At 32.1% G+C, this 15,445-nt stretch carries 17 protein-coding genes, 1 tRNA gene and 1 other annotated feature; of the genes, 1 reads left to right on the forward strand and 17 read right to left on the reverse strand.

Annotated elements, in window-relative coordinates:
* Positions 1-7 precede the first annotated feature (7 nt).
* The 12 genes from FD06_RS04695 to miaA all read right to left on the reverse strand — a co-directional run bounded on the left by FD06_RS04695 (position 8) and on the right by miaA (position 12,178).
* Complete coding sequence (locus FD06_RS04695; RefSeq protein WP_056966404.1) at positions 8-337, reverse strand: ribosomal-processing cysteine protease Prp; 330 nt, start codon at positions 335-337, stop codon at positions 8-10.
* 20 nt (positions 338-357) lie between these two features.
* Positions 358-666 (reverse strand): 50S ribosomal protein L21, encoded by a 309-nt coding sequence (gene rplU, locus FD06_RS04700; protein ID WP_054657144.1) that lies wholly within the window; start codon positions 664-666, stop codon positions 358-360.
* A 20-nt stretch (positions 667-686) separates the two neighbouring features.
* Positions 687-762 (reverse strand) — a sequence feature (ribosomal protein L21 leader region).
* 104 nt (positions 763-866) lie between these two features.
* Positions 867-940 (reverse strand) — tRNA-Arg (locus tag FD06_RS04705).
* An 83-nt stretch (positions 941-1,023) separates the two neighbouring features.
* A complete protein-coding gene (locus FD06_RS04710; RefSeq protein WP_056966407.1) occupies positions 1,024-1,497 on the reverse strand; it encodes a hypothetical protein in 474 nt (157 codons plus the stop codon).
* A 90-nt stretch (positions 1,498-1,587) separates the two neighbouring features.
* Positions 1,588-2,523, reverse strand: coding sequence for a dihydroorotate oxidase (locus FD06_RS04715; RefSeq protein WP_056966409.1), 936 nt, complete (start codon positions 2,521-2,523; stop codon positions 1,588-1,590).
* 38 nt (positions 2,524-2,561) lie between these two features.
* A complete protein-coding gene (gene carB / locus FD06_RS04720; protein WP_056966411.1) occupies positions 2,562-5,744 on the reverse strand; it encodes a carbamoyl-phosphate synthase large subunit in 3,183 nt (1,060 codons plus the stop codon).
* A complete protein-coding gene (locus FD06_RS04725; RefSeq protein WP_276520522.1) occupies positions 5,737-6,819 on the reverse strand; it encodes a carbamoyl phosphate synthase small subunit in 1,083 nt (360 codons plus the stop codon). The genes carB and FD06_RS04725 overlap by 8 nt, the downstream gene beginning before the upstream one ends.
* Before the next feature lie 12 nt (positions 6,820-6,831).
* On the reverse strand, positions 6,832-8,103 hold the full coding sequence (locus FD06_RS04730; RefSeq protein WP_056966415.1) for a dihydroorotase: 1,272 nt from the start codon (positions 8,101-8,103) through the stop codon (positions 6,832-6,834).
* Positions 8,096-9,037: an aspartate carbamoyltransferase catalytic subunit gene (locus FD06_RS04735; protein ID WP_056966417.1), complete on the reverse strand. Its 942-nt coding sequence runs from the start codon at positions 9,035-9,037 to the stop codon at positions 8,096-8,098. Before FD06_RS04735 ends, FD06_RS04730 begins: the two co-directional genes overlap by 8 nt.
* A gap of 347 nt (positions 9,038-9,384) precedes the next feature.
* Positions 9,385-10,728 (reverse strand): type I glutamate--ammonia ligase, encoded by a 1,344-nt coding sequence (gene glnA / locus FD06_RS04740; RefSeq protein ID WP_054657150.1) that lies wholly within the window; start codon positions 10,726-10,728, stop codon positions 9,385-9,387.
* A 53-nt stretch (positions 10,729-10,781) separates the two neighbouring features.
* Positions 10,782-11,162 (reverse strand): MerR family transcriptional regulator, encoded by a 381-nt coding sequence (locus FD06_RS04745; protein WP_054657152.1) that lies wholly within the window; start codon positions 11,160-11,162, stop codon positions 10,782-10,784.
* 86 nt (positions 11,163-11,248) lie between these two features.
* Positions 11,249-12,178, reverse strand: a complete 930-nt coding sequence (miaA, locus tag FD06_RS04750) for a tRNA (adenosine(37)-N6)-dimethylallyltransferase MiaA (RefSeq protein WP_056966419.1) — start codon at positions 12,176-12,178, stop codon at positions 11,249-11,251.
* Positions 12,179-12,313: 135 nt separating this feature from the next.
* Here miaA and FD06_RS07520 point away from each other — a divergent pair, with 135 nt between their 5' ends.
* Positions 12,314-12,490, forward strand: coding sequence for a DUF3042 family protein (locus FD06_RS07520; RefSeq protein ID WP_082605298.1), 177 nt, complete (start codon positions 12,314-12,316; stop codon positions 12,488-12,490).
* 17 nt (positions 12,491-12,507) lie between these two features.
* Here FD06_RS07520 and FD06_RS04755 read toward each other — a convergent pair whose 3' ends face one another.
* From FD06_RS04755 to FD06_RS04775, 5 genes are read right to left on the reverse strand one after another with little or no spacing between them, the layout of a single operon-like run.
* On the reverse strand, positions 12,508-12,897 hold the full coding sequence (locus tag FD06_RS04755; protein WP_054657154.1) for a rhodanese-like domain-containing protein: 390 nt from the start codon (positions 12,895-12,897) through the stop codon (positions 12,508-12,510).
* Between the two features lie 33 nt (positions 12,898-12,930).
* Entirely contained in the window at positions 12,931-13,896 is a 966-nt protein-coding gene (locus tag FD06_RS04760; RefSeq protein WP_056966420.1) for an ROK family glucokinase, read from the reverse strand.
* Between the two features lie 2 nt (positions 13,897-13,898).
* On the reverse strand, positions 13,899-14,126 hold the full coding sequence (locus FD06_RS04765; RefSeq protein WP_056966422.1) for a YqgQ family protein: 228 nt from the start codon (positions 14,124-14,126) through the stop codon (positions 13,899-13,901).
* A 36-nt stretch (positions 14,127-14,162) separates the two neighbouring features.
* Positions 14,163-14,840, reverse strand: a complete 678-nt coding sequence (locus tag FD06_RS04770; RefSeq protein ID WP_237757233.1) for a rhomboid family intramembrane serine protease — start codon at positions 14,838-14,840, stop codon at positions 14,163-14,165.
* 16 nt (positions 14,841-14,856) lie between these two features.
* Complete coding sequence (locus FD06_RS04775; protein WP_054657160.1) at positions 14,857-15,390, reverse strand: 5-formyltetrahydrofolate cyclo-ligase; 534 nt, start codon at positions 15,388-15,390, stop codon at positions 14,857-14,859.
* Positions 15,391-15,445 lie beyond the last annotated feature (55 nt).

Raw genomic sequence — 15,445 nt, forward strand, 5'->3', positions numbered from 1 at the left:
TATTCTTTTATTGTAGTTTCACATAATCAGAATAGTTATGTGATATATCTCTTAATCCATTTTCAAAAGTATCCAATAAAGCGTTAGCCATAATTTTTTGATCATGGTTACTAACTGCAGGGATATCTACAATCATTAAACCACCATTTAAATTATCACTAGTAACTTTAGGATGAATGCCAACAACAGACTCTAATCCATTAACTATCGAAATAGAAAGCGCAGAAACCGCAGAACATACTATATCACTACCATATTCTCCAGCATCAGCATGGCCTCGCATTTCAATTTTAACAATATTATTGTCATTGTTATGGAATATTTTGACTCTAATCATCCGCGATACCTCTTAAAAAATTATGCATTAATAGAATTGATTGTAACTTTAGTATAAGGTTGTCTGTGACCCTTCTTTGAACGAGCACCCTTCTTAGGTTTGTATCTAAGAATAGTAATCTTCTTGCCACGTCCGTGTTTGTCTACAGTACCTTCAACAGAAGCACCGTCTACTAAAGGAGTACCAACCTTAGCTGAGTCACCACCAACGAATACAACTTGGTCAAATTTAACCTTGTCACCTTCATTTGCGTTTAACTTTTCAACGTAGATTGAATCACCTTCAGCAACTTTATATTGCTTTCCACCAGTAACGATAATTGCGTACATAATTATGTGCACCTCCTTAAATATTTGCTTAGACTCGCCAAAATTAAGCGTTCACTATAGAAACTTAATACTTATTCTGTGCGGTTGTAGCTGTGGAAGCCCACAAATACAACAAATTAATTGTACAAAATTACAATTAAATAGTCAACATTAATATTAAAAAAAGACAGATGCTTACGCACTGTCTTCTTTTAATATTATGTCGCAGAAGAGATTCGAACTCTTGACCTACGGTTTAGAAGACCGTTGCTCTATCCAGCTGAGCTACTGCGACATATCGAATATCACTCAACAGAAAATAATTATACATAAACTATAAAAAAGTGTCAACACCTTAAATTAAAAAAATTAAATTAATTAATCTAAAGTTAAATTTAGATCAACAAAACATAATTTTAAGAATACTTTCCATGAACGATTAAAATCATCTTTTGAATGATTAAAAAATGCATTGTAAAGTGTCTTTTTTAAAATCAAATAAGTCTTACTTATTTCTTGATCTGCATTAAGTTGTTTAACTTTAACTAAATATTCATTACCTGAAATAATAACATCGTTCCAATTTTTTAAATTAGCCAGTAAGAAATAAGCATTTAAACATTTTAAAAATTCATAGTTCAGCTTTTTCTTATAATCATCTTTATCTATGTTTTTAACAATTTTTAAAGAACATCTTTTTGAATCATCAATCAAATTAGCTAAATGGATGTCCAGATTTATTAATGACTTATCTACTTTATTTTTAGGATTTAATAGAATTTCTTGTTTCTGCTCCATTATTCTAAAATCAGCTATTCCTTTTTTTAATAGTTTTTCAAAATTAACATTCATATTATCAACTCCAAAATTATAAAAATTACAAAACTAATTTTATCATTTTTAACAAAATAAAAAAAAGGCTACATTCAGCCTTTATTAATTTCAGGATTCTTTCAAAGCACTTCTAAAATCTTCCACACTACTGTATCCCTTGTTTTTCATAATATCAAGAAGACCATTATTAAGTTCTCTAAAAATACCTATTCCACGTTTATTAAGTTCAGTTCCAATTGAAACCAAGTCTGCTCCACAAAGAATGTGAGCAAAAACATCTTCTGGGGTTTTGACACCACCAGTTCCAATAATTTTAATACTATCATTCAAACGAAGTCTAAATGCTCTAACGTTAGCTAATGCTGTAGGCAAAATATTATGACCACCTAAACCGCCAAATCCACCTTTAGGTTTAATAACTGGAGCCTCAGTATCTATGTCAACTAAAAGTCCATTGCCAATTGAGTTTACCGAGTTAACATGTGATAAAGGATATTTGTTCAATACTTGTGCAATTTGATCAAAATGTGTCAAGTCAAAATAAGGAGGCAATTTAATGCCTAAGGGTTTCTTAAAAAAGCTAAATACTTCATTTAAGATTTCATCAGTAGCTGCAAAGTCATAAGCAACTTGTGGTTTTCCAATAACGTTTGGACAAGATAGATTTAATTCCGTGATTCCATTAAAATTAGAATCTTGGACTTTTTTAAGTAATTTTACACATTCCGATTTAGATAAACTCGCAATTGATAAAATTATTGGCTTATTATTTTTATGCGTTTCAACATATTTTAGATAGTATTCAAAGCCATTATTAGGTAACCCCATTGAATTTATGGAACCATTTTCAAATTCAAAATAAGATGGTTTAGGATTACCATCCCTAGAATTTAATGTAGCACTCTTGGTAACAGGTGCTGCAACTGCATCGTCGTTTAACAGCTCATCTAATTCTTTTTCAGTTTGACAATGTACACCTGAAGCATTAATCAAAACTCCATTGAAGTCCACGCCAGCTATGTTAGCAGATAATTTTCCAGTCATATTAAGTAATTCCTCCTAAAAGTGTCTTTGTTAACGTATTAAACTTTTTTAACATCTAGTTCGTCATGCTCGTCAATTACATCTAAGTAAGCATTGATTGTATCTAAGGAAGTAAACATATTTATATTATCTTCAACACCTGCTTCTCTAATTAACTTATTTTCTTTAGAATCTAAATCTAAATTATTGCATGTGTCGATGACCATTTTAATGTTCTTATGTCTTAAGTATTCAAGTGAATCGGCTAATAAGTTATCTTTATTTATTAATTCTACATTAATGTCTTTAGTATTAGATTTTAACAAATTATAATTGTTATCATCAGCAACAATGTTAAATCCAATTTGGCTTAACTTACGAGCTAATTTCAAAGTCTCTTCAGTATCGTTTTTATCAACAGATAAAATAACATTTCCATGATTCAATGCGTCTAAACCAGATGCGACGAATGCTTTATACAATGCTTGTTTTAAGTTATGACCTGTTCCCATTACTTCACCAGTAGATTTCATTTCTGGTCCTAGCAATGTGTTCATGTTGTGAATTTTATTAAAACTAAACACAGGTGCTTTTACATGTATCATGTCGTCAGTTGGTAGTAAACCTTCTTGGTATCCTAAATCCTTTAATTTATCACCTAACATTAGCATTGTAGCAAGTTGAGATAATGGTGTTTTTGTAACTTTAGACATAAAAGGAACCGTTCTGGATGCTCGAGGATTAACTTCAATTACATAAGCAATATCATTTTTAATAACAAACTGAATATTCATTAATCCTATTACATTCAATTCTTTAGTTAACTTAATTGCTGCACTTACAATCTGCTTTTTTACATTATCACTCATTGACTGTGGTGGATAAATTGCCATTGAATCTCCGGAATGTACCCCTGCTCTTTCAACATGTTCTAATATTCCCGGAATGATAACTGTATCACCATCTGAAACCACATCTACTTCTGCTTCGGAACCTTCTAAGTAAGAATCAATTAATACAGGATGGTCATTTGAAACTTCAACGGCCTTATCCATGTACTCCTTTAGTTCATCGTCTGACCTTACAATTTCCATCCCTCTACCACCTAAAACATAAGATGGTCGAATTAACACTGGATAGCCTATTTTATTAGCAATGATTAGCGCATCTTTAGTGTTAGTAGCGGTACTACCCAATGGTTGAGCTAGTTGTAATTTTTTTATAACTTGATTAAATAAATCTCGATCTTCAGAGCGATTAATATCAGTTACATCTGTTCCTAAAACTTTTATTCCGTAATCTGATAATTTTTTAGCTAAGTTAATGGATGTTTGTCCACCAAACTGTACAACTACACCAATTGGCTTTTCGAGGTCAATAATATTCAAAATATCTTCCAAACTGAGTGGTTCAAAGTAAAGTTTGTCCGAAATTGAAAAATCAGTCGATACAGTTTCTGGATTAGAATTTACAATAATGGATTCATAACCCATCTTTTGAATGGCTTGAACACTGTGAACAGTAGCATAATCAAATTCCACTCCTTGACCAATTCTAATTGGTCCAGAACCAATTACTAAAACTGATTTCTTGTCTGAAACTTTAGATTCATTTTTATGGTCGTAAGTAGAGTAATAATAAGGAGTTTTAGATTCAAATTCGGCAGCAGCAGTATCTACCATTTTATAAACTGGCTTAAGTCCATTTTCTAATCTTAATTTTCTAATATCAGAAGCTTGTGCGTGCCAATAATAAGCAATGCTTTCATCCGTAAAACCATTCTTCTTGGCAACCGATAATAAATCTAAATTCATCGGATTTGAAGACAGTTGCTCAGATATTTCAACAATGTGCAACATTTTATCTAAGAAGAAAACATTGATTTTAGTTTTTTCAGCAATTTCATCAATACTGTGTCCCCTGCGGATTAGTTCAAAAATCATAAACATCCGATCATCAGTAGCTGGTGTAAGCCCATCAAGTAGTGCTTGGTCGTCATATGCACTGTATTCAATATCTTCAATTCCGTTAATACCAATTTCTAAAGATCTCATAGCTTTTTGAATGGATTCTTCAAAATTACGTCCAATTGCCATAACTTCTCCAGTCGCTTTCATTTGTGTACCTAAAGCGTTATCAGCGGTCGGAAATTTATCAAATGGCCATCGTGGTATCTTAGTTACAACGTAGTCCATAGTTGGTTCAAAGTTAGCAAATGTTGTTTGCGTAATTGGATTTTTAATTTCACTTAAAGATAGTCCTACTGCTATTTTAGATGCCATTTTAGCAATTGGATAACCAGTGGCTTTAGATGCTAGTGCCGAAGAACGAGATACTCGTGGATTAACTTCGATAATATAATATTTTAAACTTTCTGGATCTAGAGCCATTTGGACATTACATCCACCTTCAATTTTCAAAGCTCTTATAATCTTTAACGCCGAATCACGCATCATTTGGTATTCACGGTCAGAAAGTGTTTGAACCGGAGCTGTAACAATCGAATCCCCTGTATGTACACCCACTGGATCAACATTTTCCATAGAAGCAACAATTAAAGCATTATCATAATGGTCACGCATTACTTCGAACTCAATTTCCTTGTATCCAGCAATGGATTTTTCAACTAACACTTGATTAACTGGTGAAAGATCTAGACCGTTAGTCACAATTTCTTCTAATTCATGGTCATTATATACAAATCCGCCACCAGTACCACCCAAGGTATAAGCTGGTCTAATAACTAAAGGATAACCAATTTGCTTAGCAATTTTTTTAGCATCTGACAAGGTATTAGCTATATCGGATTCAGGAACTGGCTCGCCTAACTCGTTCATTAATTTTTTGAATTTATCACGGTCTTCAGCTTTTTCAATCGTGTCTAGATTAGTTCCTAACAGTTCTAAATTGTATTTTTCCAAAATCCCGTCATCTGACAACTGCTTCGCCATATTTAAACCAGTTTGACCACCAAGTGTAGGTAGAATAGCGTCCGGTCTTTCTTTTTCAATTACTTTCTTAACAAATTCAACTGTAATGGGTTCAATATATACCTCATCTGCAATTTCATCATCGGTCATGATAGTAGCAGGATTCGAATTAATTAAAACTACTTCATATCCTTCTTCCTTTAAAGATAAACAGGCTTGCGAACCAGAATAATCAAATTCAGCAGCTTGACCGATAATAATTGGTCCGGAGCCAATCACTAATATTTTATTTAAATCTTTGCGTTTAGGCATTTTGTAAGCTCCTTTCATTTTTAATCATCATATTAATGAATCTATCAAACATATATTCAGCATCGTGAGGCCCTGGACATGCATCTGGATGGTATTGAACTGAAAAAGCCGGTCTGTTAACTAATTTCAACCCTTCCACAGTTCCATCATTAATTTCTTTTTGTGTTATTTGAAGATTAGTTTGAGTGATTGAAATTGCATCAACTGCGTAACCATGATTTTGTGAAGTAAAATTAGATTTATTGGTTTCAAAGTCGTTAACTGCATGGTTAAAACCACGATGACCATATTTCATTTTGTATGTTTTAGCGCCATTAGCTAAGGCAAAAAGCTGATGACCCAAGCAAATTCCCATCAATGGATACTTTGCTTCTAATTTTTGAATCGTTGGAATAGCTACGGCGTAATTTTCAGGGTTACCCGGGCCATTTGATAATAGTATTCCAGAGGGATTAATTGCCGAAATTTCTTCATAGCTAGCATGGTATGGAAACATAACAACGTGAATGTTGCGCTTTTGTAGAGCTGCTATAATTGAATCTTTAATTCCAAAATTAATTACCGCAACTGTTCTACCATCATTGTTATCCATTGATTCTCCATGAATATTTTTGTTCTGATAGGTATTGTCCAGTTCTTCGTTATTAAATAATGCATTTACCTTTTTCCAGTCAAATTCAGATAAGATAACGGCTTTCATGGAACCTTTATTACGGATAATTTCAGTTAGTTCTCTTGTATCAATTCCGCTAATTCCTGGTAAATCATTTTTTACAGCATATTCTTGTAAAGTCATATCAGCACGCTTATTGCCAATTCGACGAGCAAGTTCGTGTACAATAATGGCTTCCGCAGCTGGTTTATCGTTTTCTGAGTCCTCTAAATTAATACCGTAGTTTCCAATTATTGGATAAGTAAATGTTACAATTTGACCTTTATAACTGTTATCAGTAATGGTTTCTTGATAGCCAGTCATCCCAGTATTAAATACTATTTCAGCATATACATCTCTATGTGAACCAAAACTTTCACCAATAAATACATGTCCGTCTTCTAAAACTAAGTATTTTTTCATAATAAGCCCTCCCTAAATACGATAAGCAACTTTGCCATTAGATAATGTTAATAAAGTTCTCCCAAATACCTTTTCACAAATAAATGGTGAATTTTTCCCTTTGGATAAGAATTCTTGTGAATCAATTTGGTATTTAGCATTTAAATCCATAATCGTTAAATTAGCTTTCGCACCAACTTTGATTTCATTTGGTTTTAAATTGAAAGTTCGTAGTGGATTGAATGACATCCATTTTAATAAGGTCTTTAAATCAACTAAACCATTTTTAACAAACTTGGTATACATCAAGCTAAAAGCTGTTTCTAAGCCAACAATTCCAAATGATGCCGTTAGCATACTGCCAGACTTTTCTTCCTTACTATGTGGAGCATGGTCAGTAGCAACCATGTCAATGGTTCCGTCTAGTAATCCAGCAATCAAGGCCTGACGATCTTTAGGACTTCTCAATGGTGGGTTCATTTTCATCATAGGATTATCCATACTAATCATTGAATCGTCTAATAGCAAATGATGTGGTGAAACTTCAGCAGTTACTTTGACTCCCAACTCCTTAGCCATTCTTACTAGTTGCACTGATTCTGCTGTAGAAATGTGTGCAACATGGTAATGAACGCCAGTTTTGTAGGCTAAAACCAAATCCCTAGCTAGTTGCGAAGATTCACTTAAACCATTCATACCAGGTAAACCTAATTTTTGGGCAGCTTTACCGGAATTTATTACTCCATGATTAATTAATGAATCATCTTCCACGTGTGCTACGATAGCTTTATTGTTTTGCTTAGCAGCTAACATTGCCTTATACATAACACCAGTATTTTGCACGCCATGACCATCGTTAGTAAAAGCTATGGCACCTAACTGAGCCATCGTATTTATATCTGTGTTATCTGGTTGATCTAAGTTACTAGAAATCGAGGCGTATTGATAAGTTTCAATACAACTATCTGTTTTATTTTTTAATAACATATTTTTTAAAGCTTGCGGGTTATCAACAACCGGTTTTACATTGGGCATTGCAAATACGGTTGTAAACCCACCATGTGCAGCCGCTTTGCTACCCGTTTCAATCGTTTCTTTATACGTGAGCCCTGGATCTCTAAAATGAACATGAACATCAACTAACCCAGGTAAAATGGTATTTCCCTTTGCATCAAATACTTCATATTCATCTAAATTAACTATCTCAGAATGATTACTTACAATTGACTTAATCGTATCGTTTTCAATAGAAATGTTTACTATTTCTCGGTTTAATTTGACATTTTTCAGTAAAATTTTATTCATAAGTAATCTCCTCAAATAGTAATTTTTTGTTTTTTAAAATGTTAGCTAAAATTGCCATTCTAGCAAAAACACCATTTTCCATTTGTTTAAAAATTCGCGATTGGCTACATTCAACTAATGATGAATCAATTTCAACACCACGGTTGACCGGCGCCGGATGCATAATAATTGAACTTGGTTTCATCCTATTCATTCGATTAGTATTCAAGCCAAATCTTTCGTGATATTCATTGGCTTTAAACTGATTAACTGAATCTTCATTAAGTCTTTCCAGTTGTACACGAAGTAACATTGTAATGTCTAACTTGTCGATAATATTGTCAAAACTATCGTATTTTCCGTAAAGATCAAATTCTGAATCATACCATTCTCTTGGCCCACTAAAATATAAATTAGCTCCTAACTTATGCAAGATTTGTGCATCTGATTTAGCAACTCTGGAATGTGATAAATCGCCAATAATGCCTACGTTCAATCCTTTAAACGTTCCAAATTCCTCATAAATTGTCATTAAATCTAATAGACTTTGTGAAGGATGTTGGCCTGCACCATCACCAGCATTTACAATAGAAGTTTTTACATTACTATCTTTAATAATCGATGAATACCATCCTGTAGTCTTATGACGAATAACTTCAATTGAAGTTCCTAAAGCTTGAAGCGTTTTAACTGTGTCAGATAATGACTCACCCTTTTTTACTGAACTAGTAGAAGTGTTAATATCAACTATTTTCAAGCCTAATCTACTTTCAGCCATGTAAAATGATGTATGGGTTCTAGTGCTGTTTTCAAAAAATAAGTTAGCAACATAAACTGGTTCTTTTAGATAAACTTGATAGCCTTGTTTGAATTTTTCACTTAATTTAATTAAATCAAGTATTTGCTTTTCATAAAAATCACTTAAATTTACAAAATTATCAGACAAAATAGACATGTAGAATCCTCCTAATATACAAAAAAGCCCTCAATGTAAATGAATACACGGAGGGCTTTGCTTAATTAAATTACCCTCACTGGAGTATCCATTATTAATTACATTTCATTTTCAAGTTAGAGATAAAAAGACTCTCTAGATTTATCATCCAGAGAGTCTTTTTATAGTCTTTTAGTCTTATTAATTTAAATGTTATATTCGATTTATATTACAAAGAAATTATTAAGGCCTTTGCGACTCTCTGGTCAACATTAAAGGTTGCTTCTTATGTTATGAATAATAATAACACGAATATAGAAAAATGCAAATAAAAAAAAGACGTTTAATAACGTCTTTTCTAATCAAAATTAATATTTGTCCATGTATTGGTTAGTTTCCCATTCAGAAACTTGAGTTCTGTATGAGTTATACTCAATATTTTTAGCAGTAATGAAACTATTAAATAATTTTGTACCAAGTGCATCTTCAAGAACCTTATCTGCAGCTAAATCTTTAACCGCATTATGCAAATTATCTGGTAAGTTTACAATATCATTTTCTTTACGTTCTTCAGCATTCATACGATAGATGTTTCTATCAATACTCTTAGGAGCCTTAATTTTATTTCTAAGACCATCCATACCTGATTCTAGAACCGCAGCAATAGCCAAATATGGGTTAGCAGTAGGATCAACACTTCTTAATTCCAATCTAGTTGCCAATCCTCTAGCATTTGGTACTCGAATTAATGGTGAACGGTTCGATCCAGACCATGCAACGTATACTGGTGCTTCGTATCCAGGAACTAATCGCTTATATGAGTTTACCAATGGATCACAAATAGCTGTATAGCTTCTAGCATGTTTAATTAAACCACCCATAAAGTTGTAAGCCACTTCTGATAATTGTAATTCACCATTTTCATCGTAGAAAGCATCACCATTTTCATGGAATAATGACATGTTTAAGTGCATTCCTGAACCGTTAATTCCACTTAGTGGTTTAGGCATAAAGGTTGCATATAGACCATGTTTTCTAGCAATTGTTTTAACAACTAATTTAAAAGTTTGAATATTGTCAGCTGCATTCAAAGCATCTGCATATTTAAAGTCAATTTCATGTTGACCTGGAGCTACTTCGTGATGAGCAGCTTCAACGTCAAATCCCATTTCTTCAAGTGTTAGTACGATATCACGACGACAGTTTCCACCCAAGTCAAGTGGTGCCATATCAAAGTAGCTACCTTGATCATTCAAATTCAAAGTTGGTTTACCATTTTCGTCCATTTTGAATAAGAAAAATTCTGGTTCTGGTCCAATGTTAAATGAAGTGAAACCAGCTTTTTTCATGTCGTCTAGAACTCGAATTAAGTTATTTCTAGGGTCTCCTTCAAAAGGAGTTCCATCAGTCTTGTAAACACCACAAATTACTCGAGCAATTTTTCCTCTTTCTGAACTCCAAGGGAATATCATCCATGTTGATAAGTCTGGGCGTAAGTACATGTCACTTTCTTCAATTCTAACGAATCCTTCAATTGAAGAACCATCAAACATTAGCTTATCATCTAGTAAATCATCTAACTGACTAATTGGAACTTCTACGTTCTTTAAAGTTCCTAAAACGTCAGTGAACATTAGTCGAAGAAAACGAACGTTTTCTTCTTTAACCATTTTTCGAATATCTTCTTTTGAATAATCATGTTTTGTAGCCATCAAATTCGCCCCTAAATGTTTTTTATTAGTTTGGATAGAACTAACGTGTGATATTAAAAGGTACTACTATTAGAAGAATCATCCGGATCTAAACCACTAACTTTTATTATTTCGTCGGACAATAACATTCTTGCTTCTTGATCTGACAAACTCTTGGATAATCTTGCCTGCTCTTCAACTTTTTTTGAAGCTCTTTCGTCATAAATCTTTTTAATATCAGAAATATTCAAACCATCTGATAAATAATCTTTTATTTCCAAAAGTTCATCAATATTATTTAAAGAGTACATTCGACGATTACCCTCATTACGTTTAGGTATTACAAGTTTTTGTTCCTCATAATATCTGATTTGCCTAGCGGTTAAATCAGTTAGCTTCATAACTGTACCAATTGGCAAAACAGATAATGAGCGCCTTAAATCCTTTTCTTTCATAATTAATAGCCCCTTCAATATGTCTAATAATAACATTTTTTATTTCAAAGTCAACAAGTTCATGTAACTTTTTATAACATAAGAAATCATTTTTTATAATTAATCCACTTATTAACATCGTTCTCAATGTTATATATATTATTATGGTTCTTAATAATGTCATACCATGTGACATCCATCTTATTTCTAAACCAAGTTAGTTGGCGTTTTGCATAGTGTCTAGAATCTTTTTGAATATTTTCTATAACTTCGTCTAGAGTAACATCATTATCAAAATAAGGATAAAATTCTCGATAACCGATTCCCTTACCAGCAGGAATATTGTTGCCTCCCTGTTCATATAACCAACGAGCTTCTTCTTCTAAATTATTTTTAATCATAAGTAATACTCGCCGATTTATACGATTGTACAGTAAATTTCTTTCAGTGTTTAAACATATAGAAAAATAATCATACTCATTTTTGTTATAATCGTCATTTTGCTCTGAAAATTTTTTACCAGTTTTGTCAAAAACTTCTAGCGCCCTTATCACCCTACGTTCATTTTGCTCGGGAATTTTTTTAGCTGAAGCTGGATCTAAGTTATACAATTTTTTCCAAAGTTCATGTTGACCATATTCCAATGCATAATGATGATAATCATTTCTCAAATTGTCGTTATTGTATTCATCTCCACCAAAATGAAAATCGCTTAGTAATGATTGTAAGTAGAAGCCAGTGCCACCGACAATAATTGGTAATTTATGTCTTTTGGTAATATCGTCAATACATTTCTTAGCATCACTAACAAAATCTGAAACAGTATATCTTTCATTAATATTTTTAATATCAATCAGGTGATGCTTTACACCTTGCATTTCACTTTTTGATATTTTAGCCGTTCCAACATCTAAGCCTTTATAAATTTGCATTGAGTCCCCAGATATAATCTCACCATTAAATTTCTTAGCTAACTTAATAGATAACTCAGTTTTTCCAACCGCTGTAGGACCAACAATCAATAATAATTTTTTCATATATATTCCCTACCTAGTTTGTTTATAGTTATAGTTTAGCATATAAATATCAGCTTAATTATTAAACATCAGACTGGATAATTTATTATAAATAAAGCATAATGTAATAGTAAATGATATTTAGGAGGTTTTCTTATGAAGAAGTTTGGAAAAGGATTTTTAATCGGTGCTCTAGCAACTGCAGGTGCAACCGTAGGTGCTTTATTTTCTTTCAAAAAAACAGTCGTAGAACCAATTGAAAATCAAGAAGAAAAAATAGAAGAAAATAGAAAACGTGCCCTACGTAAACAAAGATCTTCTCATCTACAATAAAACTAAAAAAAGTGCTACTAATAAGTAGCACTTTTTTTAGTTTTACCATTCCAGTTTCTGTAACCATTTTTAAGAATACTGATATTATCAAATCCATTTTTATGTAGAAAAATGGCTGTTCTAATACTAATATTACTACCTTGATCATATAAATAAACTGGCAAATCTTTTCTGATGTTAGAGTAAAAAGTTTTCATTGTAGAATATGGCAGATTCCTTGCACCTAGAATGTGGCCTGCATTAAAATCCTTTTTCTCTCTCAAATCTATAATTTGAGCTCTTCGACTACCATTTTTAAATTCTTCTTCGGTAATAAACTTAGCAAATTGCTTTACTCGCATTCGATTAAAAATAGTCCAACAAATCCAAAGGATAATGATAATCAAAATTAAAATAATCAGAAACATTTAAATCATTTCTCCTTCTTTTTTAATCAGAAATTATTTTTTGCTTTGTAGTACTAAAGCTCCGGCTCCCATTACACCAGCATCATTACCTAATTGAGCTAAACGAATCTTAGTTGAGTCTCTAACTGGTCTAAAAGCGTTTTCTTGGAAATATTTTGTAGTTGGTTGTAATAGTGTGTTTCCAGCATTTGAAACCCCACCACCAATAATAATGTTACCAGGGTTTAATGTATTACCTACATTAGATAATGCTAATCCTAAGAAGTAACAAACACGGTCTACAACTTGGTTTGCAAAAATATCGCCGTTATCAGCAAGATAAAATACAATCTTAGAAGTAATTTCTTCGCCAGAATCAATAATTTCTTTTAATCTAGATTTACCAGTAAATTCTGATGATAGGTGTTTAGCTACATTAACAACTCCAGTAGCAGATGCATATTGTTCTAGACAACCTCTCTTACCACATGTACACATGAATCCACCTGGTTCAACTGTTATATGACCAATTTCACCGGCACCACCATTAATTCCATGTACTAACTGTCCGTCGGTAATGACACCACCACCAACACCAGTTCCTAGAGTTACGAAAACAACGTCAGAATCCTTGCTTCCAGCACCTTTCCAGTATTCACCTAATGAAGCTACGTTAGCATCATTATCGATAAAGAAAGGAATTCCCAAAGCTTTTTCGATTTGGTCTTTGATGTGTTGAGTAGTTTTCCAGTTTAGATTATAAGCACCAATAACAGTACCAGCATCTCTGTTAACGGAACCAGGAGTACCCATTCCAATACCAATAAAATCATCGATAACATGGTTAGAATTTTCCATATTTTTGTTGATTGATTTAATGATATTAGGAACAATATTTCCACCGTTACCGCTTACATCTGTTGGTATAGCCCACTTTTCTAAGACTTCACCCTTTTCAGTTAAAAATGCAAGTTTGGTGGTGGTTCCTCCTAAATCAATTCCAATTAACTTCTTTACCATGATTAAATTCCTCCTAAGTGACTTTTATTCTTAGCCTTATTCTCTTCAATTTTATGTTCATGATTAAGCACTAACTTCGATTGAATAAATTGCTTTTTAGAAATAAGATCAGCATCATGTAAATGGTCTATTTCTAAAGCCATGACTTCAATATCCCATAGTCTTTTACCAACATAAACATATGTTCCAAATTTTTTCAATAACTGTTGAACATCATACAACGTTTTCATTGTCCCACATCCTAAAGAAAAATGCACTAAATAATTTTAATAACTTGATGAAAAACCTATTTTAAGCATTGATACACTAATTATTAAAACCATAATAAATGCAACAACTCTCTTCATTTTACTAATATTTGGATTATTAGGCAAGCTAAAAACATAAGCATATAAAAAACCACCGATGAGTCCGCCAATATGTCCATACATATCAACATTAGGCATCATCAAATCAATTCCTATATTTAAAATAATTAAAAAGGAAAAACTTTTAGCCAAACTTCTTATAAAAATATTATTATGAAAATTTTCGCCTAACATTAAATAAACACCGAAAAGTCCAAATAGTGAAGTACTTGCACCAGCACTAATAGAATTATTACTAAAGGCAAAACTTACCATGTTACCCATTATTCCGGATAATAAAAATATAAGTAAAAATCTTGTGTGGCCAAAAAAACTTTCTAGCTGAACCCCAATAAAATAAAGAGTAATTCCATTAAATAAAATATGCATAAAATCCCAGTGCAAAAATATAGCCGTTAAGAATCGCCAATATTCACCGTCAGCAACTAAAGCATGTACATTGGCACCATAATTAATCATTCCATAAGGATTGTTATTTCCAGAAAATAACATGTACAAATAAACGATAATCATAATACCTAATAGCCCTTCGCTAATAAAAGGTCTATTTTTAATATTATTTATATATTTTTTCAAAATATCTCCAATCTTTTTAATAAATAATTTTATTAATTTTTATATCAAATTGATTCACTACCCATTTAGGTGTCTCTACTAATTGATAGCTTGTAGCAAGTGCAACTGTGAAGCCTTCATAGTCAGCCAAATAACGATCATAATAACCACCACCAAAGCCTAAGCGGTTATTACTTAATTTATCAAAGCAAAGTCCAGGAACTACGATTAAATCTATGTTTTGTTTATAGATAATTGGAGCTGTAACTGGCTCTAATATACCAAATTTACTTTTAATCAACTTAGTATTTTCATTATATAAATAAAATTGCATTTTATGATTTGAAAGTGTCTTGGGAACTACAACTTGCTTACCTGATTTCCAACATTTTTCGATAATTGGAAACGTATCAATTTCTATTTTTGAATTTAACGTAACAGCAATTGTAGAAGCATTTTTAAATTCGTCTAACTCAAATAGTTTGGTATATAAAGATGAATAATTTTGTTTAAAAATATTAGCACTATTAAGTTTTTTTATTATTTCATTTCTAAATTCTTGCTTATTCATAAGAATTCACCAACTTTTGAGTAATAAAAAAGGGTTTGGGTAAAAACCCAAAACC

The organism is Apilactobacillus ozensis DSM 23829 = JCM 17196, from assembly GCF_001435995.1.
Lineage (GTDB): Bacteria > Bacillota > Bacilli > Lactobacillales > Lactobacillaceae > Apilactobacillus > Apilactobacillus ozensis.